Below are 21,432 nucleotides of genomic sequence, written 5' to 3' on the forward strand. Positions count from 1 at the left end.
GGCCGGTTGCATCACGGCATCCTTCAGGATGCCCGACCGGTTACTTCGTTGCCCACGCGGCGAAGCGCTGTTCGAGCTCGTCGCTGTGGTCGGTCCAGAAGCCGATGTCCTCCAGTACCGCGTTCTTGCCGTTGGCCGGCGAGTTCGGCAGGTTCGCGAGCGTCTTCGCGTCGAGCGACTTGATCGCCGCGACGTTCGTCGGGCCGTACGCGATGTGCTGTGCATACGCCTGCTGCGGCTTCGGCGTCAGCGTGTACGCGATGTACTGCTCGGCGAGCGCCTTGTTCGGCGAACCCTTCGGAATCGCCCAGTAGTCGAGGTCGTAGATGCTGCCGTTCCACACGACCTTCAGGTTCTTGCCTTCCTTCTGCGCGGCGTCGATGCGGCCGTTGTACGCGGTCGACATCACGACGTCGCCGGCGACGAGGAACTGCGGCGGCTGCGCGCCCGCTTCCCACCACTGGATGTACGGCTTCAGCTCGTCGAGCTTCTTGAACGCGCGATCCTGGCCGGCCTTCGTGCCGAGCACCTTGTAGACGTCCTTCGTCGCGACGCCGTCGGCCATCAGCGCGAATTCGAGGTTGTAGCGCGCGCCCTTGCGCATCCCGCGCTTGCCGGGGAATTTCTTCACGTTCCAGAAATCGGCCCAGCCGGTCGGCGCGGACTTCAGCTTGTCCGCGTTGTACGACAGCGCGGTCGACCATACGAAGAAGCCGACGCCGCACACCTGCGGCGCTTCCGGAATCAGGTCGGATTTCTTCGCGATCTTCGACCAGTCGAGCTTCTCGTACAACCCTTCGTCGCAGCCGCGGTTCAGGTCGCCCGATTCGACTTCGACCACGTCCCAGTTGACGTGCTTGGCCTCGACCATCGCCTTCACCTTCGCCTGCTCGCCGTTGTATTCGACGGCCGTGACCTTGTTGCCGGTCGCCTTCTCGAACGGCTGATTGAACGCGACCTTCTGCGCGTCGCCGTTCGCGCCGCCGAAGTTGACGACCGTGAGTTCGGCAGCGGCGGCCGATGCGCCGAACGCGACCAGCGCCAGCGCGAGCGCCGTGCGGCGCGCGGTAAAGCTTGCTCGTTTCATGATGGTTCCTCTCCTCTCGTGGTGGAAGTGGGCTTTGTTGTTGACGACGTGCTACGGGAAACCGGGTGAGCCATGCTCACGCGAACACGCGCAGGTGTTCGGGCGAGAACGCAAGCGAGACGGGTGCGCCGGGCGAGAACGCGTCGAGCGCGCCGGTGCCGAGCGGCACCTTCACGAAGCATTCGTCCTGGCCCGGCAGCGCGCAGCGCATGCGCACGTGATCGCCGAAATAGATGAGGCTGCGCGCCTCGCCGGTCACGCGGTTGGCGGCGGCGCCGTTCTGGTGACCGTTCGCGAGGCCGTTGGCGAGGCTCATGCGTTCGGGGCGGATGCACGCGACGGCCGCCGCGCCCTCGGCGGCTTCGCCGATATGGCGGCCGACGAGCTTCGTGCCGTCGTCGAGCCGGAACTCGCAGAATTCGCCGTCGACGCGCGCGATGGTGCCGCGCAGCCGGTTGCTGTCGCCGATGAAGTTCGCGACGAATTCGTTGCACGGCGATTCGTACAGGCGGTCGACGGTGTCGAGCTGCTGCACGATGCCCTTGTCGAACACGGCGACGCGATCGGACATCGTCAGCGCCTCGCCCTGGTCGTGCGTCACGTACACGAAGGTCACGCCGAGCTTTTCGTGCAGTGCCTTCAGTTCGTACTGCATGTGTTCGCGCAACTGCTTGTCGAGCGCGCCGAGCGGCTCGTCCATCAGCACCAGCTTCGGCTCGAACACGAGCGCGCGCGCCAGCGCGATGCGCTGCTGCTGGCCGCCCGACAGTTGCGCCGGATAGCGTTTCGCGAAGCGCTCCATCTGCACCATCTTCAGCGCATGCGCGACGCGCTCCGCACGCTCGCCGGCCGGCAGCTTGCGCACCGTCAGCGGATACGCGACGTTCTGCTCGACCGTCAGGTGCGGAAACAGCGCGTAGTTCTGGAACACCATGCCGATGTTGCGCTTGTGCGGCGGCACGTTGTTCAGCAGCTCGCCGTCGAGGCGGATCTCGCCGCCCGTCGGGAACTCGAAGCCCGCCAGCATCATCAGGCAGGTGGTCTTGCCCGAGCCGGACGGCCCGAGCAGCGTCAGGAATTCCCCTCGGTGGATGTCGAGGTCGAGCGATTTGACGACCAGCGTCTCGCCGTCGTAGGTCTTCCGCACGCCGCGAAAGCTGACGATTACATCATCGGACTTCATCGTGCTGTCCCCTGGTTCCGCGCCAATTGATTTTGAGATGCGAGCCACTATACGGCCCGCACGGTTCTATACTAGGGAACCATTTCAATATTCCTAGTAGGACCACTTTGGATACCGTGATCCTCGCCGACTGGCTGTCCGCCCGTCTGGACCGCAACTCGTCCGAGCCGATGTACCGGCAACTGCTGCAACTGATGCAGCAGGCCATCCTGACCGGGGAATTGGGGCCAGGGACGAAGCTCCCGAGTTCGCGCACGCTCGCGGGCGACCTGTCGATCGCACGCAATACCGTGCTGCACGTGTACGACCAGCTGACCGCCGAAGGCTACGTGCTGACGACCACCGGCAGCGGCACCTACGTGGCCGACACGCGGCCGGACGCCGCCGCGATCCGCGTACCGGGCGCCGCGCCGCCGTCAACGGCCGGCGAACTCCCGCCGCCCGACGCGCAGGGCAGCCTGTCGATGCGCGGGCGGCAACTGGTCGAGCATGCGGGCGTCTCGCGGCGCCAGTGGGGCGCCTTCATGCCGGGCGTGCCGGACGTGTCGGAATTCCCGAGCCGCACGTGGAGCCGCCTGCAGGCACGGCTGTGGAAGGAGGCCAATCCGGAGCTGCTGACCTATGCGCCGGGCGGCGGCTACCGCCCGCTGCGGCGCGCGCTCGCCGATTACCTGCGCGTCGCGCGCTCGGTCAAATGCTCGCCGGACCAGGTGATCATCACGACGGGCATCCATCAGTCGATCGATCTCGCGGTGCGGCTGCTGTCCGACATCGGCGATCGCGCGTGGGTCGAGGAGCCGTGCTACTGGGGCGTGCGCAGCGTCCTGCAGGCGGCCGGCCTCACGCTCGCGCCGGTGCCGGTCGACCAGGAAGGGCTCGACCCGCGCGCGAGCGACATGCAGCATCCGCCGCGGCTCGTGCTCGTCACGCCGTCGCACCAGTACCCGCTCGGGATGGTGATGAGCCTCGCGCGGCGCCGCATGCTGCTCGAATATGCGCGCCAGCACCGCTGCTGGATCATCGAGGACGACTACGACAGCGAATTCCGCTACGGCAGCCGCCCGCTCGCGTCGCTGCAGGGGCTCGACGACGGCGGCCGCGTGATCTACGTCGGCAGTCTCGGCAAGATGCTGTTCCCGGGGCTGCGGATGGGCTACATGGTCGTGCCCGAGCATCTGGTCGACACCTTCCGCACGGGGCTGTCGGAGTTGTACCGCGAAGGCCAGCTGATGCAGCAGGCCGTGCTCGCCGAATTCATCATGGACGGCCACCTCACGTCGCACGTCAGACGCATGCGCACGCTGTACGGCGAGCGCCGGCAACTGATGATCGACGCGATCCGCGCGCGCTTCGGCGACGCGCTGCCCGTGATGGGCGACGAGGCTGGCCTGCACCTGGTGCTCGGCCTGCCCGATGCGTGCGACGATCGCACGGTCACGCAGAGTGCATTCGACGCCGGCGTGATCGTGCGCCCGCTCACCAGCTACTACAGCAATGCCGACACCGCGCGGCAGGGTTTGCTGCTCGGCTATGCATGCGTCCCGCACGAAGGCATCCGGCCCGCGTTCGACACGCTCGCCCGTGCCATCGAGCAACATCTGCCACGCAACATCTCGCGCGCGGCATGACGCCCGCCGCGCGCGGCGGCGCGCGGATCAATGCGCGCTTCCCGCTCCACGATCGAGCGATGCCGCGCGCACGGCTTCGCCGGGCTTCGTAAACACGCGCTGCCGCAGCGCGGCGATCTGCGCGTCGCGGTCCTGCGGCGACAGGCCGGCCGACTCGATCTGCGCACGCTGCGCCGCGTAGTCCGCGTAACGGCTCTGCCACGACGCGTCGTCCTGCTGCATCCGCGCGACGCGTGCGGCCGCCTCGGGGCCGAGGGTCTGCGTCAGTTGCGCGCGCATCGCGTCGGGCGTCGCGCCGCTCTTCTGCAATTGCGCGATCTGGTCGATCGCGGCGCGCTGCCGCTCCACCCGCTGCCGCGCCGCGCGTTCGTCGGCCGGCATCTGCTGTTCGAGCGCCGCGAGCCGTTCGGCCTTCTGCGCGTCCGTCAGTGAGCGATCCTGAACGATCTTCAATCGTGCGAGGTCGTAGCGCTGCCGCCACTGCTCCGCGCCGAAAAACGGCTGGCTCCAGTCGCCGAGCGTGCGGTACGCAAGCGACGCGCGCTGGTCGAGCGCGAGCTGCAACGCACCCGGGTCGGACTTGTCGACCGCGCCGGCATCGGGCAATTGGGCGAGCGCGTCGAGATACGCGCGATACCGGTGCCACACGTCGAGCGCCTCGGCCTGCGCGACCGTGCCGTCGAGCTGCGCGGCGATTTCGCGGACGACGAACGCGTCGAGCGCGGCCGCGCTCAGGTCGCTCTGCGCGGTCAGGCAATAGTCGAAGAAATCGCGCACCGCGCGCGATTTCGCGAGATGGCCGCCTGCATCGAGCGGCAACCGCGGCGCGCTGGAGCCGGCGAGCGACGGCGGCAGGCCCGCCCTCGCCGGCGCGGCGGCCTGCGGTGCGGCGGTGGCTACGCCCCCGACCGCGGCCGCATCCTGCGCATCACTCGTCGCGCCCGTGCCTCGATGCGATCCCGCACCGCTCCACATCGCGACGCCGGCAATCGCCGCCAGCCCCACGACACCATAGATTGCAGCGCGCCGCGCGAGCGGCGCGCGCCCTTCACGTGCCGCCATCGATCACACGCCCGCGAGCTTCAATCGGTTCGCATGCGTGCGGATCACCGCGACCGGATCTTCCGCATACGCGCCGCGCACGCCGAGCAGCTGGTTGATCTCGTCGACATGGTTCCACTTGTAGCTCGTGCTCAGCACCTGGCCATACAGCGCGCTGCACTTCGACACGAGCCCGTCGTTCGGGCCCGAGCCGCGGTTGATCATCACCGTGCCCGTGCCGTACAGCGCGGGCGTCGACACGTCGAGCGCGTTCGCCGGATCGACGACCGGAATGGTGCTCGTGTCCGTCGCCCCCGTCACGCCGAGTACGGAAAGCGTCGGCTGGATCGCCGTGCCGGCCCACGAATACAGCAGATGCGTGTTGCCGCCGACGGTTTCCGTCGGCGCGCCGGTCTGGCAACTGCCGGGCGCGCCGAGGCCCGCGCTCGGATAGTTCTGATTGTAGGTGGCCGCCTGCGCGGTCGTCAGCGTCTTCAGTGCGGCGAGGGCGTCCTGGTTCGTGTTGTGGCTGCTGCTCGTCAGGATCCCGAACACATTGACGAACGCGGCGATCACCGTCGACGACAACCCGGTCGGATCGTACGCGAGCACGCCCTGCACGAAGTCGGCGAACTCGGAGCCGCGATGCGGCGTGCCGATCGTCGTCACCGACGCGACGAGATCGGGCGCGACGGCCGCGACATAGCGCGACGTCAGCCCGCCCTGGCTGTGACCGACGAGATTGACCTTGGTCGCGCCGGTCGCGGCGAGCACCGTCTTCACGTAGGCCAGCAGCTGCTCGCCGCGCCCGTTCGGGCCGTCGTCGCTCTGGAAGCCCGACACGTTCGCGACGTAGACGGTCGCGCCATGCTGCTGCAGGTCTTCCTGGATACCGTACCAGTAGTCGAGTACGCCCGCATACTTGTCGGTGCCGGTCAGCCCGTGCACGAGAATGATCGGATAGCGCGTCGTCGCATAGTCGTCGGCGGGCGCGGTTGCCGCCATCGCCGTATGCGTCGTCGCGAGCGTCGTCAGTGCGGTCGTCCCCGCGAACGGCGCGACGCTCATCGCGCATGCCACTGCCCCTGCCATTACCCTGGAACGCATCGATTTGGCCATGCATGTTCTCCTGGTTATTGTGCTGCCGGTGCGAATGACACCGGATCGACACGCACGCCGCATCGCGCGCGCCGCGTGTGTCGAATGCGGGAGTGAAGCACGACTCGCGAACGTTTGCGCCCCGACTAGATACGGTTCTCTAATCGGTTGACGCGCGCCGCCCGTTCGGGCGGTGCGGCGCCCAGGCACGCGCATGCTGCGACGCACACACGCGTGGCTCGCTACAGCTTCGCGCTCACGCGCACCCACGCGGTACGCCCCGGCTCCATCACCGGCGCATTCGCCGGATAGCCGAAGCCGGCGTTGCCGGCGAGGTTCAAATGCTCGGTGTAGGCCTTGTTCAGCACGTTGTCGACGCCGACCGAGATCTGCACGGTCTTGCTGACGTTGTACTGCGTATGCAGCGACAGCACGGCGAATCCGGCGCTCGGACCGAAGTCCTTGCCGACCACGTTGCCCGCGTTCAGCGCATAGCGATGCTGCGGCGCAACGATGCGCCACAGGCCGCCCGCCGACCATGCGCCGCGCGTGTATTCGAGCCCGATGCGCGCCTCGAGCGGCGGCATCTGCGGCAGCGGATCGCCGCTCGCCACGTTGCGCCCCCACGCATACGCGAGCGACGTCTCGACGCGCAGCGGGGCGACCGGCCGCCACGACAAGCCGGCTTCGCCGCCCATGATCTGCGCGTTGACGTTAGTGGCCTGCGTGGTCGCGCCCATCATGCCGGCTGCATAGTTGAACAGGATGAAGTCCTGTACGTAACCCGCATACGCGGACACCCACGCATCGAACCGGTCGCTCTTGTATTGCGCGCCGATATCGAGCTGCGTGGTCTTCTCCGGCTGCACCGCCGAGAATGCGTTGACCGAGCCGGCCGGCCCGCGCGTCGCGGAAAACAGTTCCCAGTAGTCCGGATAACGCTCCGCGTGGCCGATCCCGGCGTACCACGTGACGGGCAGCGACGCGAGATCGCGCTCGTAGCGCACGAAGCCGCTCGGCAGCACCCTCGACCGGTCGTCGTCGAAAGTCGGGTTCGGCTTGCTCTTCATCATGCCGCTCGTCGTCGCGCGCTTGTCGCGTGCGCTCGCATAGTCGGCGCGCGCGCCGCCGATCACGCGCGACACGTCGCTCGCATACCAGGTCAGCTCGCCGAACACGCCCGCGTTCCACATCGTCGCCTGCGCATTCCACGGCTGGTCGCGGTAGTTCTGCCGCCCCATCGACGAACGCGAATCGAGCCGGTTCGATTGCGCATCGACGCCCGTGACGAGCTTGACGTCGTCGCCGAAGCGGAACGTCGCGGCCGCGCGCGCGCCGACCGTGCGGCGCCGCACGTCCGCGGCCATCCGCATCGGCATGCTGCTCGTCGGGTCAGGCTGCCGCAACGTGTAGTTGTCCATCACGTGATCGGCTTCGTTGTAGTACACGCGCGCCTCGATCCGGTCGAGCACGTCGCCGAGATGCCGCTTGTCGAACGACAGGCCGAACGTCTCGCGGCGGAAATGCGCACCGTCCATCCCGCGGCCGGCGTAGCGCGCATAGCCGTCGCCGGTGCCGGCGGTCAGCTCGACGCGCGTATGGTCGTCGGGCGTCCAGCCGAGCGCCGCATCGGCGTTCCACTTGTCCCACTGCGACGGCACGGTGTTGCCGTTGCCGTCGTGGTAGTCCTGCGAATGCGCGTGGTTCGCGGTCACGCGGCCATAGACGTCCGGCGTGCCGGCGCTCAGGTCGACGTTCTGGTCGTTGCGGCCGAACGACCCGCCGACGAGGCTGCCGTCGAAGCGCATGCCGGGGCGCTCGAAACGCGGTGTCACACGTTCGAACAGCACGGTGCCGGCCGACGCGCCCGGACCGTACAGCACGGTCTGCGGCCCCTTCACGACGGTGACCTTGTCATAGCTTTCCGGTGCGATGTACGACGTCGGCGCATCCATCCGGTTCGGGCACGCGCCGAGCGTCGGCATCCCGTTCGCCAGGATGTTCAGCCGCGACCCGAACATCCCGCGCAGCACGGGGTCGCCGTTCGTGCCGCCGCTGCGGATCGACGTGAAGCCGGGGATCGTCTTCAGGTAATCGGCGCCGTCGCTGGCGGGCAGCGGCTGGCGCGGCGCCTTCGGATCCGTGACGACGACGAGCGGCGTCGACAGCGGCGACGCGACGACTTCGACGGGCGGCAACAGCGCGGCCGCGTCGGCCGTCGCCGCGCCGGCAGCAGGCACGGTTTCGGCCGCGGCGGTGCTCGCGGCGAGCGCGCCGGCGGCCAGCGCCGGAACGGTGAGTTTCAGCATGCGCGGCAGAGGCCGCGCACAGGCATTGCGGGGCGCCCGCGGCGCACGCAACTGGGAATGGATCATGATCGAAAGCCCGAGTGACGCCCTCCACGCGCCCTTGGCGGGCCGCACGGATATCGGCGGTGATAGGAACGGAAAGAAACGCGTCAGGCGCGCTCGGGCGGTGCGCGCGGATAGGCGCGCGGATAGCGGTCGCTGCGCGCCGCTACGGCAGGCGACGCGGCGGCGGCAATGGAAACGACGGGAATGGATTCGACCGACGCGGCGGCAGGCGCGCCGATCGCCGGGCTATGCGCGAAGAAAGCGCAGTAGCCGCACGCGTCGAGATGCAGCGCATGATCGTGCACGCCGCCCGCATCGGATGAATGATGCGCACCATGCTCGGTACTGCAGACGATCGCCTCGGGCGTGGCCGCCTGCGCGATACGCCACTGCGACACCAGCGGCGCCGCGATCGCGATCCAGATCGCGAGCAGGCCAAGCCAGGCAGTCAGGTGACGATGTCGGTACAGCATGGACGGCGACGCGTAAGCGGAACGTAAAAACAGCCGAGATGTTACAGAATGTTCAACGTGATGACCAGTGCGGACGACGGTAAACGAACCGGGGGCGCATGGTTGTCAACACAACCATGCGCCCCCCCGCATGCGATGCGCGCCGGCGGCGGATGATCAGGGCGCCATGCGCCGCAACACGTCGTCGCGCCGGATGAAGTGATGATAGAGCGCGGCCAGCGCATGCAGACCGATCACGAAGTAGAACGCGTTGCCGATCAGCTCGTGCGCTTCCTTGATCGTCGGCCGCAGTGCCTTGTCGGGGCCGAACAGCGTAAACGACACGCCGAGCCAGTCGAGCGACACCGGCTTGCCGCCCATGTTGATCGTCATGATGCCGAGCAGCGGCTGCGCGATGATGAACGCATAAAGCGCGAAATGCGCGAGCTTCGACAGCCAGCGCAGCAGCGCCGCCTGCGCAACCGGTTCCGGCACGCGGCTGACGACGCGCCACAGCACGCGCAGCACCGACAGCACGAGGACGCACGTACCGGCCGTCACATGCACGTTCATCCAGAACGCGCGGCTGTCGCTGCCCTTCGGTCCGCGGATCTCGATGGCCAGATAGGCGAGCGCGACCAGCAGGAAGACGGCCCAGTGGAAGAAGATCGCGGGCGAGCTGTAGCGCGTCTGTTTCGCGAGGATGTTTTTCATGCTTCGTCTCGTGTCGTATTCGGGGAGAGGTGCGGGCCACCGGCCTGCGCCCGGCAAAGCTGTGACGATTGTAGCCGCACGGGCGTCCGGCTTTGCACGACGCGGTCAAATATCCGATCCATCGTCGACGCGCGCCGCACAATGGCCGCCCTATGGAAAATCCGCATCGCGCGCCCGGGCGGCTGTGGCACGATGAAGCTTTGGTGCGACGGCGCGCGGGCATCATGAGCAAGGCGTTCTTCGTTGCGGCCTACCGGCTGATCGCCGCGTTGCTCGCGGTGTCCACCACGCTGCACAGCGTCGCCGACTACTGGCGCCTGCCGGACTTTCATCTCGGCAACTACCTCAGCTACTTCACGCAACTGAGCAGCCTCTACGCGGCCGCGATGCTGGCCGCGGGGCTGTCGCGCATCGCGCGCCCCGGCTCCGCCCGCTACGAATCGATGCGCGGCGCGGCGGTACTGTACGTGCTGATCACCGCGATCGTCTACGAGCTGCTGCTCGCGCGGCTCGATGCGCTGCGCCACGTCACGCCGGCGTTCAACAACTGGGTGCTGCACCGGATCGTGCCGCTCGTGGTGCTGTGCGACTGGCTGTATGTCGAACCGCGCTCGCCGATTCCGCGCCGCAGTGCGTTCGCGTGGCTCGGCTTTCCGGTCGTCTATCTCGGCTATACGCTCGTGCGCGGCGCGGTGGAGAACTGGTATCCGTATCCGTTCGTCGATCCGCGGCCGCACGGCTACCTGCCGGTCGCGATCCAGTGTTCGATGATCGCGCTCGGCGCGGCGGCGCTCGCGCTGGGCATTTGCTGGCTCGGGAATCATGCGAGACAGTCTGGCAGCGCGACGCTTAAGGAAGGATGAAGACGGAAAAGAGGAAAGAAGCGGGAACGTGTGCGCCGCCCGGCGCACACGTGGCGATGCGGGCGATCAGCGGCCGTTGCGCGGCAGGAAGTTCATCGGATCGACGACCTTGCCGTTCTGGCGGACTTCGAACTCGAACGTCGAACGACCGCTCGCGTCGGTGCCCATTTCAGCGACCGGCTGACCCTGGCGCACCGCGTCGCCTTCGTTGACGAGCAGCTTGCCGTTGTGCCCGTAGGCCGTGATGAGCCCGTTGTCGTGCTTCAGGATCACGAGCGGACCGTACGCCTGGACGCCGGAGCCGGCGTACACCACGCGCCCGTTCGCCGCGGCCCGCACCGAACGGTCGGGCCCGGATGCGGCGATCACGACGCCGCGCGTCTTGCCGGCCGAGAACGGCGTCGCGACGACACCCGTGGCCGGCCATGCGAGCGAGCCCGGCTGGGCGGCCGACGCGGGCGGCTGCCCATACGAGGTCGCAGCCGGCGGCGGCGCGACCCGCAGCACCTGGCCGGGCGACACGGCATCGGTGGGCGCCATGTGGTTCCAGCTGGCGACGTCCTGCACGCGCTGCCCGTAGGCGCTCGCGATGCCCGCCAGCGTATCGCCCGGGTTCACGCGGTAATAGCCGGCGATCACGCCCGGCGTCGCCGCCGACGTGGACGCCGGCTGGCGGGCGGGCTGCCAGTTGTCGGTCCACGGCGTCATCGTGCAGCCCGTCAGCGCGATGGCCGCGGCAACGAGCGCCGCCTGCGGCAGCCAGCGCGTGAGCGCGTCGTGGATGGGAATAGTTTCTCTCAAGGGTCCTCCCGGATTTGCGTCGTTGCGCCGCGCACCGCCCTCCGGCGCGCGACGCACGATGTCCGGCCGAACGGCCGGATCAATCAGTATCCGACCGCTTGCGCGGCCGTCAGTTTCCACAGCGGAACGTCGACGCGAATGAGCTCACCGGCCCCTTTTTCGCGTCGTCCCGATCGGCAAAGATACCATTTGTCGCGGTCAACGCCCCGGCAGTTGCCCGACCCGGAAACAATCCTGCGGCGTCGCACGGAGGGCGCCGGTCGCCTGCGGGCCGTGCCGGCGGGCGGTTTGGGGGTTTTCCGCTGGCGCGGCCGCCCTTGCCCGCCGTCTCGGCGCCGTCATATTGTCCGCTTCGATCCCCGCCTATACTCGGTGATGCGCAGCGCGAATCCAACGACAACGACGAGGATGACAATGAACAACGCGACGTTTCTCTCCGTGCAGCTCGACGCCGACGATTTCGCCGGTTCCAGCGGTCTGGTCGAATTGCTCAACCGGCACCTGTTGTTCGCGACCGACGTCGCCGAAGCGGCCGATGCGCTCGTCCAGTTGGCGAGCGTCACGCATTTGACCGGCGCCACGCGCCACAGCGTCGAGCTGCCGGTCCTCGCGATCGAGCGGCTGCGCGACGCGCTCGATACGCTGAGCGGTTACGACGAAACGTGGCTGCAGGTACTGGAGCCGGCCGAAGCGCTGTTCCGCGATATCGGGCGCGGCAGGCGCCCGCTGCACTGAACGGCCGCGCATCGCGCGCCGCCAATGAAAAAGCCCGCCGTACCGCTATGCGGTACGACGGGCTTTTGTACGACAGAGGGTCGGATGCGGTCGCCAGCGCGGCCGAACCATTAACGACCCTTGTAGACCGGTGCGCCGTCCGAGACGCGCTTGACTTGCCAGCCGGTCTTGGCCGGAGCCGGCGCGCCCGATTCCTGGCCAGCGGCCGGTTGCGCACCGTAGCCGGTCGTGTCGGCCGCGGCGACGTTCTGTTGCGGGTTCACGCGGGCTTCAGCAGCCTGGATGCCTTCCGGGTAGTTCGTCCGGTCGCTGCCCAGCTTGTAGCCGGCCTGTTGCAGTTGGACCAGCTCGGCCTTCACCTGGGCACGGGTGACGGGCGCGTTTTGTTGGGCGAACGAGACGGCGGGAACGGCGAGGACAGCAGCAGCAGCGAACGTTGCGATCAGCGATTTCATGATTACCTCCGGGATTTTTTTGCTCCGCCGCACACACCATGTCTGCAGCGATGGAACAGAGTTTAGTCCCGACAGCACCTAGGGAAAACCATGAAAGAGCGAAAACACTGTTTCCCCGGAGCCAACAATGTCAGCATCCGGGATAGAAAAACCCTATTCAAAGAATAGATTTTCGCAACAATGTCGCCGCAAGCCGGTTACGACCAGTTCGCGTGGAAGCTGCCCGGCTTGTCGGTGCGCTCGAACGTGTGCGCGCCGAAGAAGTCGCGCTGCGCCTGCACGAGGTTCGCCGGCAGCCGCTCGGAACGATAGCTGTCGAAATACGCGACCGCCGATGCGAAGGCGGGAACCGGCACGCCGGCCTTCACCGCGGCCACCACGACGTCGCGCAGCGCCGTCTGGTAGTTCGCGGCGATGTCCTTGAAATACGGGTCGAGCAGCAGGTTCGCGAGCGCCGGATCCTTCGCATAGGCGTCGGTGATCTTCTGCAGGAAGCGCGCGCGGATGATGCAGCCCGCGCGGAAGATCTTCGCGATCGTCCCGAGGTCGAGGTTCCAGCCGTATTCTTCCGACGCCGTGCGCAACTGCGCGAAGCCCTGCGCGTACGAGATCACCTTGCTCAGATACAGCGCGCGGCGCACCGCTTCGACGAACGCGGCACGATCGCCGTCGAACGGCGCGGCGGCCGGGCCCGACAGGATCTTGCTGGCCGCGACGCGCTCGGTCTTCAGCGACGACAGCACGCGCGCGAACACCGACTCGGTGATGAGCGGCAGCGGCACGCCGAGATCCAGCGCGTTCTGGCTCGTCCACTTGCCCGTGCCCTTCTGCGCGGCGCGATCGAGGATCACGTCGACCAGATGCTTGCCGGTCTCTTCGTCCTTCTTCCCGAAGATCTTCGACGTGATCTCGATCAGGTAGCTGTCGAGCTCGCCCTGGTTCCATTCGGTGTACACGGCGCCGAGTTCGTCGTTGGTCAGGCCCGCGACGTCCTTCAGCACCGAGTAGCTCTCGGCGATCAGTTGCATGTCGCCGTATTCGATGCCGTTGTGCACCATCTTCACATAGTGGCCCGCGCCGTCCGGGCCCATGTACGCGACGCACGGCTCGCCGTCCGACGGCGCCTTCGCGGCGATCTGCTTGAGGATCGGCTCGACGAGGTCGTACGCGTCGCGCTGGCCGCCGGGCATGATCGACGGGCCGCGCAGCGCGCCCTCTTCGCCGCCCGACACGCCGGTGCCGATGAAATGCAGGCCCGACTGCGCGAGTTCCTGGTTGCGGCGGATCGTGTCGGTGAAGTGCGTGTTGCCGCCATCGATCAGCACGTCGCCCTTCTCGAGCAGCGGCTTGAGCGATGCGATCGTCGCATCGGTCGCTTCCCCGGCCTTCACCATCATCAGGATCCGGCGCGGCGTTTCGAGCGACGCGACGAACTCTTCGAGCGTATAGGTCGGCACCAGATTGCGGCCGGGGAATTCGGCGATCAGTTCGTCGGTTTTCTCGCGGCTGCGGTTGTACACCGATACCGCGTAACCGCGGCTCTCGATATTGAGTGCGAGATTGCGGCCCATCACCGCGAGCCCGATCACACCGATTGCTTGTTTGCCCATTAGTCAATTCTCCGGAAAAAACGGGGCGCGACCCGAGCCGGGCCGCGCGCACAGGCGAAAGGATAGAGGAAACCCGGCGGCGCTGCGCGCTTGCGTGTCATTGCTCCGCGTGCGGCAGGCGCCGGAACACGACGCTCAGGTTGTTCGCCGGCATCTCGACGACCTCGCGGCAGTCGAGCCCGCGATCGAGCCCGAGCGCGACCACCGTCTCGAGATCGCGCACGCCCCACGACGGGTCGCGGTCGCGCAACTGCTGGTCGAAGGCCGCGTTCGACGGCGCCGTATGGCGGCCTTCGCGACGGTACGGGCCGTACAGGAACAGCACGCCGTCCGGCCTCAGCACGCGCGACGCGCCCGCGAACAGCGCTTCCGTACAGGCCCACGGCGAGATGTGGATCATGTTGATGCAGACGATCGCGTCGAGCGCCGCGACCGGCCACGGCGTGTCGCGCACGTCGAACGCCAGCGGGCCGGCGACGTTCGCGAGGCCCATGTGCGCGATCCACGCCGCGATCGAGCGCCGCGCCTGCGCGTCGGGATCGCTCGGCTGCCAGTGCAGGCCCGGCAACGCCTGCGCGAAGTGAACGACGTGCTGCCCGGTGCCGCTCGCGATTTCGAGCACGCTGCCGCTCGCCGGCAGCACGCGGCGCAGCACGTCGAGGATCGGCCCGCGATTGCGTTCGGCCGCCGGCGCCGACAGCCGCGCGGACGGATCGGGCGAGGAAGCGGCGCCGGTCACGATGCATGCTCCGTCGTGTGGCTGTTGCTTCCGAGCCCCAGCCGCGCCACGAGCGCGTCGAGCGCGGGGGCGCAGTGCGCCTCGACCTTCAACGTCAGCATCGGGTCGGCGCGCGTACGGCCGAGATTGAGGGCGGCAACCGGCTTGTGCTGCGCCTGCGCCCACACGCAGAAGCGGTAGCCGGAATACACCATCAGCGACGAGCCGACGACGAGCAGCGCGTCGGCCGCGTCGAGCGCCTGCGACGCCAGCGCCACGCGCTCGCGCGGCACGTTCTCGCCGAAGAACACCACCGCCGGCTTCAGCAGCCCGCCGCACGCGGGGCACGCCGGGATGTGGAACGTATCGAGCGCGGCCCATTCGAGATGCGCGTCGCCGTCCGCGGCCGGCTCGGCCTGCGCGCCCAGCAGATCCGGATTGTCGGCTTCGAGCACGGCCTGGATCGTCGCGCGCGCGTGATGCGCGCCGCAGTCGAGGCAGGTCACGCCGTTGATGCCGCCGTGCAGCTCGATCACGTCGTCGCTGCCTGCGCGCTGATGCAGGCCGTCGACGTTCTGCGTGACGAGGCGCTCGATCCGGCCCGCGCCGCCGAGCCGCGCCAGCGCGACATGCGACCTGTTCGGCCGCGCGCGCCCGACGACCGGCCAGCCGATCATGCTGCGCGCCCAGTAGCGGCGCCGCGCGGCATCGGAGCCGAGGAATTCCTGGAGTTGGATCGGCGGCGAGCGCATCCATTGGCCGTTGCGGTCGCGGTAGCCGGGAATGCCGGAATCGGTGCTGATGCCCGCGCCGGTCAGCACGAGCAGGCGCGGATGACGCTCGACGAACGAGTGCAGCGCATCGAGCGCGGCCGGATCGACGTCGGCGAGGGAGGAATCGGGCAAGGCTTTATCGTTCATGTTGGCAACGTGATCGGTCGTGCCGGCAGGCCGTGCGCCCGCACGGGCTGGCCACGCATGCCAGCACATGATACAGAACGCCGCGCGATCGGGTGGGCCGCCGCCGCGGCAAGCCGGGGCACGAAAAACCCGCAAAAAGACGCCCATCGCCGCTCGGCGACGGGCGCTTCAACAATTGATCCATCGGGGTAGTGGATCAACTGACAGCACAATGTTGCGACGCCCGTCGTACCGCGATCGACGGACGTTCCCCGGACTTCGTGTTCCGCGCTGCCGCGCACATCGGCGCGTCACCGGCTTTCCCGATTCGATCCTGTTCGGCTGGCTCGTCACGCCGACACGATGCACGGCGTGCAAATGGATTCGCCGCGCGACGACGTGCGTGGCGCCATGGCATGACGATTCCGGGATCCAGGCCGCGACCATCCGCCTGCGTTCGCGGTTCATCGTCGACGGCCGATCGGCACTGGTCGGCCTCGTGCGTCACGCATACACGCCGTCGTTCAGAACGAACCCGATTGCCCGGATGGAACGGAAAGCCGCTCGTTCACGTCGCCGTCATCAACGGCGAAGCGACTACCCTGGCAGGTCGGCGATTCATGTTTGCAACACGATTCGTTGCGTTTCGGTCTTTTTTCATTCTCTTGTCCCCGTCTCCGATACATCCGACCCACTGAAGCGATTGCCGGGATCGACTTCGCCCGCGATCGCGCTCACGGCACATACAACCATGCAAGGAGCGCACCATGCTTCATGCCGCAAGGCCTCGCGGGCACCTGCAAGACCGCGAACAAGCATCGCACCCCGCCAGAAAGCGCGAACGTTTCGAAACTGAAACGTATCGCCGGGCCCGCCGGGCGTCGTCGTGCGGCCCCCGAGCCGGGCGGTCGATCACCTTACGATCGCCTTGAGATCGCCCTACGTTTGGCGCCGCGCGGCACGTCCCCGCGGGCCGGATAGCGCGAGCTTGGCCGTCCCGCTCGTCCATCGCGCAAACACGCTAGAGTCTCTTTACATAGGGAACGCCGCGCGTTCCCGCCGCCTCGCCTCCAAGGAACCGCCATGACCTCAGTCGCTGCCGCCCACCCCGACGTCGCGCATCCCGTGTTTTCGGCCGGGCGGCTGTCGATCGGCCTCACGCTTCCGCTCCTGCGCAGCGGCCACGTCGTCGCGGACTTCAACGAACAGCTCGAACTCGCGGCGCGGGCCGATTCGCTCGGCTTTCGCGCGCTGTGGATTCGCGACGTGCCGCTGAACAGCGCGGATTATCCCGACCCGGTCGGCCACCTCGACCCGTGGGTGCTGCTCGGCGCGCTCGCGGCGCGCACCCGCCGGATCGCACTCGCCAGCGGCGCGATCGTGCTGCCGCTGCGTCATCCGCTGCATATCGCCAAAGGCGCGCTGTCGGTCGCGACGCTGTCGGGCGGGCGCTTCATCCTCGGGCTCGGCTCCGGCGACCGGCCGCCCGAATATGCGGCGTTCGGCGTCGACGCGGAAACGCGGCGCGACCGCTATCGCGCGCACTGGGACGTCGTCGCGGCCGCACTCGGCGTACCGTCGCGCGTGCGGCCGGACGAAGCGCCGCCCGATGCGCCCGAATTCACGCTGCTGCCGCGCGGCGCCGACGCGGTGCCGATGCTTGCGGTCGGCTCGGGCGGGCAGAGCGTGGACTGGATCGCACGGCATTCGATCGGCTGGATGACGTATCACCGCGATCCGGATACGCAGCGCGCCCGCTATTCGATGTGGCGCGCAGCGGTCGACCGGCTCGCCTCGCCGGCATTTCGCGCGTTCGGCGTCGCGATGCGGCTCGACCTCGCCGCCAGTCCGGATACGCCCGCCACCGCGCTGCCGCTCGGTTATGCAACCGGGCGCCGCGCATTGGTCGATATCCTGCGGGACATGCGTGCGGAAGGTACGCACCATGTCACGCTGAACCTAGGATCGGACCGGCCCGTGCGCGATGTCATCGAAGAAATCGCCGAACATGTCCTGCCGGTATTTCACGACGAGCAAGCGTGATTCATCAGGAATCCAAATCCAGATGACGTGATGCGAGCGCGGGTCGCGGCCGGACGAACGCTCGCCGGGCAACGCATCGCGAGTCGGCATCGAAAGACACGCGTTACAGGCGGCTCCCCTGCGATCGGGAAAGCGGGACGTTCCCGCCGATGCCGGACGGCGGCAGCCTGCATCAGGTATCAGATACATGACTGGCGGACATGCACGGCCAGCGCCCGCACAGCCCCGTTCATACCCGATCCGAATCGTCTGCGACGGAACTATTCGCTCCCGGTCGCAATCATGTTAACTTCCGTCCATCGTTCAGCCCGGCGGGCCGCGTGACGATACGCACCGCCTTCCCACTCCATGCGACATCTTCTCCTCGGCTGGCTGCTCGCCGCCGTCGTCTCGGCCGCCCACGCGGCCGCGCCCGCTCCGGCCGCCGCGTCGGCCGCCTCCGGCGCCGAGCCCGCACTGACGCCGCAGCAGGCGCGGCAGGCATTGAATGTGCTCGAGAACCCGCGCGAGCGCGCACAGGTCGAAACGACGCTGCGCGCCATCGCGGCCGTCGGCGCGTTGAGCGCGCCCGCCGTGCCGGCAAGCGCCGCACCTGCCAGCGGCGCATCGGCTGCCGCGGCGCCGGCGGCGCTCACGTCGAACGGGCTCGCATCGATGCTCGTTCGCCAGGGATCGCGCTGGGCCGCCCAGATCGGCAATGCACTGCAGGAATCGCTGCGCTCGCTGCTCGATATCGGGTCGGTGGGAAGCTGGTGGCACGACAGGCTCGTGCGCGCCGACCAGCGTGCGGACCTCACTCACACGCTCGTGATCCTCCTCGCGGTGCTCGTGCCCGCGCTCTTCGTCGAATGGCTCGCGAAGCGGCTGCTGCGACGCGCGCTGGCTGCATTGGCCGCGCGCCGCGCGGCGTCCGATTCCGCCGCCTCGGACGAGGGCAACACGCCGCCGCCCGATACGTCCACCGCGCCCGACACCGCAACCGCAGGCACGGCAGACACCGCCCCTCCATCCTCGCAAAGCCGAGGCCACGCACGCCGACACACCACGCTGCTGCACCGGATGCCGCGCGCGCTCGTGAGTCTCGCGCTGCGCGCGGTGCCGCTGCTCGTGTTCGTCGGCGTCGCGAGCCTGACGATGTCGTTGCTCGATGAAGCGGACACGCCGATCGAATCCGCGCTCGAAGCATTGATCGACATCTACGTGATCTGCCGGCTCGTCACCATCGTCAGCCGGCTGTTCTTCCAGCCCGATGCGCGGCAGTTGCGGCTGCTGCATATCAGCGACGCATGGGCCGATTTCGCGCAACGCTCGATCGCGCGGATCGTGATCGTGGTCGGCGCGTGCACGGCGGCCGTCGAGATCGCCGCCAACTTCGGCCTGACCGAAGCCGGCCATGTCGCGCTGCTGAAGGCCGTCGCGCTCGTCGGGCACGTGATGATCTCGGTACTGATCCTGCGGTGCCGCCGGCCGGTGGCGGCGCGCATCCGCGCCGCCGGCGCGGATCGGCCGACCTTCACCGTCGTCGGCAACGCGCTCGCGGACGCGTGGGCGCCCGTCTCGGTCTTCATCGTGATGGCGCTGTGGTTCGTGTGGGCGCTCGACGTCCACAACGGCTACCGCGTGCTGATCGCGCTCGGGGGCCGCTCGATCGCCGTGATGATCGCGATGCGAATGGTGTCGATCGTCGTGTTCGGCGCGCTCGCGCGGCTGTTCCAGCGCCGCGAGGACGACCGCACGCTCGTTCATCTGCACGCGTACCGCTACTACCCGCTGCTGCGCCAGATCGTGTCGGGCGCGATCGGCATCGTGACCGTCGTACTGCTGCTGCAGATCTGGGGCGTGCCGATCTTCCGCGCGTTCGAGACGGGCACGATCGGACACCGCCTCGCGTCCGCGCTGGTGACGATCGCGATCGCGGCGATCGTCGCGCTCGTCGTGTGGGAAGCGGCCAACATCGCGATCGAGCGCCGCCTGCAACGCTGGACGCGCGAAGGCAACCTGGTGCGCGCGGCGCGGCTGCGCACGCTGCTGCCGATGCTGCGCTCGCTGCTGTTCGTGATGATCGCGCTCGTCGTCGTGCTGACGGGCCTCAGTGAACTCGGCGTAAACGTCGGCCCGCTGCTGGCCGGCGCCAGCATCTTCGGCGTCGCGCTCGGGTTCGGCTCGCAAAAGCTCGTGCAGGATTTCATCACCGGGATCTTCCTGCTGATGGAAAACGCGATGCAGGTCGGCGACTGGGTCACGCTCGCCGGCGTATCGGGCACGGTCGAATACCTATCGATCCGCACCGTGCGGCTGCGCGCCGGCGACGGGTCGCTGTACACGATCCCGTTCAGCTCGGTGACGACCGTCAACAACACGAATCGCGGGCTCGGCAACGCGGCCGTCAAGGTCAGCATCGCGTACGGCGAGGACATCGACCGCGCGATCGCGACGCTGAAGGAAATCGGCGCCGCGTTGCGCGACGATCCGAAATACCACGACGGCATCCTGTCGGATTTCAGCTACTGGGGTATCGATCAGGTCGATGGCGCGGCGCTCGCGCTGGCCGGGCAGATCCAGTGCACGGACTCGGCGCGCTGGAGCGTGCAGCGCGAATTCAACCGGCGGATCGCGGAAACGTTCCGCGAACGCGGGATCCGGATCGCCAATCCGCAGCGCAGCGTCGTAGCCTATGCGGATGGATCGCGGCCTGTCGGCAACGATGAGAACGACGCGCGCCCCGATACGCGGAATGCCGCCGAACCGGCAGCCCGGCCGCCGTCGCCCGACGGAGCGGAGCGCAAGCCGGGCTGATCGCGCTCGCCCGGGGCCGGCGACCGGCCGCGCTCAACGCGCGGCAGGCTTCTTCACGCGCGCCGTGCTTTTCGCGGCGGGGGGTACCGCCCCCGGCTTCGCGGCACGTGGTTTCGCCGCGGCACGCTGCCCGCGCTTCGCAGCGGTTGCCGGGGCAGCGGCACCCGCATCGCGCTGCGCATGCCATTGCTCGAGCAGCACGCGCGTCTGCTCGGCAATCGTGTCGGTTACCAGCGCCGCACGCTCGCCCTCGAATGCGTCCCATTCGAGCAACTGCAGCGCCGAACGCTGCGCGATGTGAAACACCGTGATCTGCCCGAACAGGCTGAGCGCGCGCAATCGCGTGACGGGATCGTCGACAGGCCGGCCGGAGATGCGGCCGATCAGCTCGGCGCTCACGTCGTTGAGCGGCTTGCGCAAGCGCTTCATCAGGATTTCGCTCGCGCTCTCCGGCTCCTGGCCGCCCTGCTCGCGCGCGAAGAACATCCGCTGGTTCATCGTCTTTGGTGCGGTGAACATCCGGTCCGACAGCGCGCGCAGCAGCCCGACGAACGCTTCGATCAGCTCGTCGACGCTCGCGTCCGTGTCAAGCATCTCCCGCGCATGGCCGACCGCAGGCGCGAACACCGCCCAGCCGTGCTCGGCGATCGTCTCGACGCACGCGCGGTACACGCCTTCCTTGTTCTCGAAGTAGTACTGGAGCGCCGGCGCGTTCACGCCCGCCCTCGCGGCGATCTCGCGCGTCGACGCGCCCGCGAACCCGCGTTCGCCGAACAGTTCGAGCGCCGCCTCGATGATCCGCTGGCGCGTTTCGTCGCCGCGCGCGTAGCCGCCCGCCGACGTGCGGCGCAGCTTCTTCGCTTCGTTCATGCCTTCCTCGTCATTCGATCGATCGACATTCTACTTGACACAATTTTATCAACTGGAATAATTCTTCCACTTGGAATAAATTGGA

The 21,432-nt window shown here is 68.1% G+C and carries 18 protein-coding genes; 5 read left to right on the top strand and 13 right to left on the bottom strand.

Features of this window, described 5'->3' with window-relative positions:
• Positions 1 to 40: 40 nt before the first annotated feature.
• Positions 41 to 1,087: an ABC transporter substrate-binding protein gene (locus tag LGM42_RS04445; protein WP_226231649.1), complete on the bottom strand. Its 1,047-nt coding sequence runs from the start codon at positions 1,085 to 1,087 to the stop codon at positions 41 to 43.
• A gap of 76 nt (positions 1,088 to 1,163) precedes the next feature.
• Complete coding sequence (locus tag LGM42_RS04450; protein ID WP_059582835.1) at positions 1,164 to 2,270, bottom strand: ABC transporter ATP-binding protein; 1,107 nt, start codon at positions 2,268 to 2,270, stop codon at positions 1,164 to 1,166.
• 107 nt (positions 2,271 to 2,377) lie between these two features.
• Here LGM42_RS04450 and LGM42_RS04455 point away from each other — a divergent pair, with 107 nt between their 5' ends.
• Complete coding sequence (locus LGM42_RS04455) at positions 2,378 to 3,898, top strand: PLP-dependent aminotransferase family protein (protein WP_226231650.1); 1,521 nt, start codon at positions 2,378 to 2,380, stop codon at positions 3,896 to 3,898.
• Between the two features lie 27 nt (positions 3,899 to 3,925).
• Here the strand turns inward: LGM42_RS04455 and LGM42_RS04460 are convergent, their stop codons facing one another.
• The 5 genes from LGM42_RS04460 to LGM42_RS04480 form a co-directional block, all read right to left on the bottom strand.
• Entirely contained in the window at positions 3,926 to 4,960 is a 1,035-nt protein-coding gene (locus tag LGM42_RS04460; RefSeq protein ID WP_226231651.1) for a lipase secretion chaperone, read from the bottom strand.
• 3 nt (positions 4,961 to 4,963) lie between these two features.
• Entirely contained in the window at positions 4,964 to 6,058 is a 1,095-nt protein-coding gene (locus LGM42_RS04465) for an esterase/lipase family protein (protein WP_060311245.1), read from the bottom strand.
• Between the two features lie 221 nt (positions 6,059 to 6,279).
• On the bottom strand, positions 6,280 to 8,412 hold the full coding sequence (locus LGM42_RS04470) for a TonB-dependent copper receptor (RefSeq protein ID WP_413227405.1): 2,133 nt from the start codon (positions 8,410 to 8,412) through the stop codon (positions 6,280 to 6,282).
• Between the two features lie 83 nt (positions 8,413 to 8,495).
• Positions 8,496 to 8,864: a DUF2946 domain-containing protein gene (locus LGM42_RS04475; protein ID WP_226231653.1), complete on the bottom strand. Its 369-nt coding sequence runs from the start codon at positions 8,862 to 8,864 to the stop codon at positions 8,496 to 8,498.
• A 156-nt stretch (positions 8,865 to 9,020) separates the two neighbouring features.
• Positions 9,021 to 9,557, bottom strand: coding sequence for a cytochrome b (locus LGM42_RS04480; RefSeq protein ID WP_059582855.1), 537 nt, complete (start codon positions 9,555 to 9,557; stop codon positions 9,021 to 9,023).
• Positions 9,558 to 9,781: 224 nt separating this feature from the next.
• Between LGM42_RS04480 and LGM42_RS04485 the strand changes: the two genes are divergently transcribed.
• Entirely contained in the window at positions 9,782 to 10,420 is a 639-nt protein-coding gene (locus tag LGM42_RS04485; protein WP_124657198.1) for a Pr6Pr family membrane protein, read from the top strand.
• A 66-nt stretch (positions 10,421 to 10,486) separates the two neighbouring features.
• On the opposite strand, the gene LGM42_RS04490 is transcribed toward LGM42_RS04485, so the two are convergent.
• Positions 10,487 to 11,221, bottom strand: coding sequence for a peptidoglycan DD-metalloendopeptidase family protein (locus LGM42_RS04490; protein ID WP_226223748.1), 735 nt, complete (start codon positions 11,219 to 11,221; stop codon positions 10,487 to 10,489).
• 414 nt (positions 11,222 to 11,635) lie between these two features.
• On the opposite strand from LGM42_RS04490, the gene LGM42_RS04495 reads away from it, so the two are divergent.
• Entirely contained in the window at positions 11,636 to 11,956 is a 321-nt protein-coding gene (locus LGM42_RS04495) for a hypothetical protein (RefSeq protein WP_011694691.1), read from the top strand.
• Positions 11,957 to 12,066: 110 nt separating this feature from the next.
• On the opposite strand, the gene LGM42_RS04500 is transcribed toward LGM42_RS04495, so the two are convergent.
• From LGM42_RS04500 to LGM42_RS04515, 4 genes are all read right to left on the bottom strand, one after another.
• A complete protein-coding gene (locus LGM42_RS04500; protein WP_059582861.1) occupies positions 12,067 to 12,411 on the bottom strand; it encodes a DUF4148 domain-containing protein in 345 nt (114 codons plus the stop codon).
• Positions 12,412 to 12,608: 197 nt separating this feature from the next.
• Positions 12,609 to 14,021 carry an NADP-dependent phosphogluconate dehydrogenase gene (gndA, locus tag LGM42_RS04505; RefSeq protein ID WP_027791098.1) on the bottom strand — a complete coding sequence of 471 codons (1,413 nt, stop codon included), beginning with the start codon at positions 14,019 to 14,021 and terminating at the stop codon, positions 12,609 to 12,611.
• A gap of 97 nt (positions 14,022 to 14,118) precedes the next feature.
• Entirely contained in the window at positions 14,119 to 14,760 is a 642-nt protein-coding gene (locus tag LGM42_RS04510; RefSeq protein ID WP_226231654.1) for a DUF938 domain-containing protein, read from the bottom strand.
• Positions 14,757 to 15,644 (bottom strand): NAD-dependent protein deacetylase, encoded by an 888-nt coding sequence (locus LGM42_RS04515; protein ID WP_226231655.1) that lies wholly within the window; start codon positions 15,642 to 15,644, stop codon positions 14,757 to 14,759. Before LGM42_RS04515 ends, LGM42_RS04510 begins: the two co-directional genes overlap by 4 nt.
• Positions 15,645 to 16,721: 1,077 nt before the next feature.
• Here LGM42_RS04515 and LGM42_RS04520 point away from each other — a divergent pair.
• Together LGM42_RS04520 and LGM42_RS04525 are read left to right on the top strand one after the other, a co-directional pair.
• Positions 16,722 to 17,681: an LLM class oxidoreductase gene (locus LGM42_RS04520; protein WP_226231656.1), complete on the top strand. Its 960-nt coding sequence runs from the start codon at positions 16,722 to 16,724 to the stop codon at positions 17,679 to 17,681.
• Between the two features lie 348 nt (positions 17,682 to 18,029).
• Entirely contained in the window at positions 18,030 to 20,477 is a 2,448-nt protein-coding gene (locus LGM42_RS04525; RefSeq protein WP_226231657.1) for a mechanosensitive ion channel family protein, read from the top strand.
• A gap of 33 nt (positions 20,478 to 20,510) precedes the next feature.
• Here the strand turns inward: LGM42_RS04525 and LGM42_RS04530 are convergent, their stop codons facing one another.
• The gene (locus LGM42_RS04530; protein ID WP_226231658.1) at positions 20,511 to 21,347 is read right to left on the bottom strand and encodes a CerR family C-terminal domain-containing protein; all 837 of its coding nucleotides are present in this window, start codon (positions 21,345 to 21,347) and stop codon (positions 20,511 to 20,513) included.
• Between the last annotated feature and the right edge of the window lie 85 nt (positions 21,348 to 21,432).

Source organism: Burkholderia sp. AU39826 (assembly GCF_020419965.1).
In the GTDB taxonomy this organism is placed as follows: Bacteria; Pseudomonadota; Gammaproteobacteria; order Burkholderiales; family Burkholderiaceae; genus Burkholderia; species Burkholderia semiarida.

What these genes read in the sequence shown, in the direction of transcription:
- LGM42_RS04445 (WP_226231649.1), bottom strand. Translation starts at nt 1,087, where the DNA reads ATGAAACGAGCAAGCTTTACCGCGCGCCGCACGGCGCTCGCGCTGGCG.
- LGM42_RS04450 (WP_059582835.1), bottom strand. Translation starts at nt 2,270, where the DNA reads ATGAAGTCCGATGATGTAATCGTCAGCTTTCGCGGCGTGCGGAAGACC.
- LGM42_RS04460 (WP_226231651.1), bottom strand. Translation starts at nt 4,960, where the DNA reads ATGGCGGCACGTGAAGGGCGCGCGCCGCTCGCGCGGCGCGCTGCAATC.
- LGM42_RS04465 (WP_060311245.1), bottom strand. Translation starts at nt 6,058, where the DNA reads ATGGCCAAATCGATGCGTTCCAGGGTAATGGCAGGGGCAGTGGCATGC.
- LGM42_RS04470 (WP_413227405.1), bottom strand. Translation starts at nt 8,412, where the DNA reads ATGATCCATTCCCAGTTGCGTGCGCCGCGGGCGCCCCGCAATGCCTGT.
- LGM42_RS04475 (WP_226231653.1), bottom strand. Translation starts at nt 8,864, where the DNA reads ATGCTGTACCGACATCGTCACCTGACTGCCTGGCTTGGCCTGCTCGCG.
- LGM42_RS04480 (WP_059582855.1), bottom strand. Translation starts at nt 9,557, where the DNA reads ATGAAAAACATCCTCGCGAAACAGACGCGCTACAGCTCGCCCGCGATC.
- LGM42_RS04485 (WP_124657198.1), top strand. Translation starts at nt 9,782, where the DNA reads ATGAGCAAGGCGTTCTTCGTTGCGGCCTACCGGCTGATCGCCGCGTTG.
- LGM42_RS04495 (WP_011694691.1), top strand. Translation starts at nt 11,636, where the DNA reads ATGAACAACGCGACGTTTCTCTCCGTGCAGCTCGACGCCGACGATTTC.
- LGM42_RS04500 (WP_059582861.1), bottom strand. Translation starts at nt 12,411, where the DNA reads ATGAAATCGCTGATCGCAACGTTCGCTGCTGCTGCTGTCCTCGCCGTT.
- gndA (WP_027791098.1), bottom strand. Translation starts at nt 14,021, where the DNA reads ATGGGCAAACAAGCAATCGGTGTGATCGGGCTCGCGGTGATGGGCCGC.
- LGM42_RS04520 (WP_226231656.1), top strand. Translation starts at nt 16,722, where the DNA reads ATGACCTCAGTCGCTGCCGCCCACCCCGACGTCGCGCATCCCGTGTTT.
- LGM42_RS04525 (WP_226231657.1), top strand. Translation starts at nt 18,030, where the DNA reads ATGCGACATCTTCTCCTCGGCTGGCTGCTCGCCGCCGTCGTCTCGGCC.
- LGM42_RS04530 (WP_226231658.1), bottom strand. Translation starts at nt 21,347, where the DNA reads ATGAACGAAGCGAAGAAGCTGCGCCGCACGTCGGCGGGCGGCTACGCG.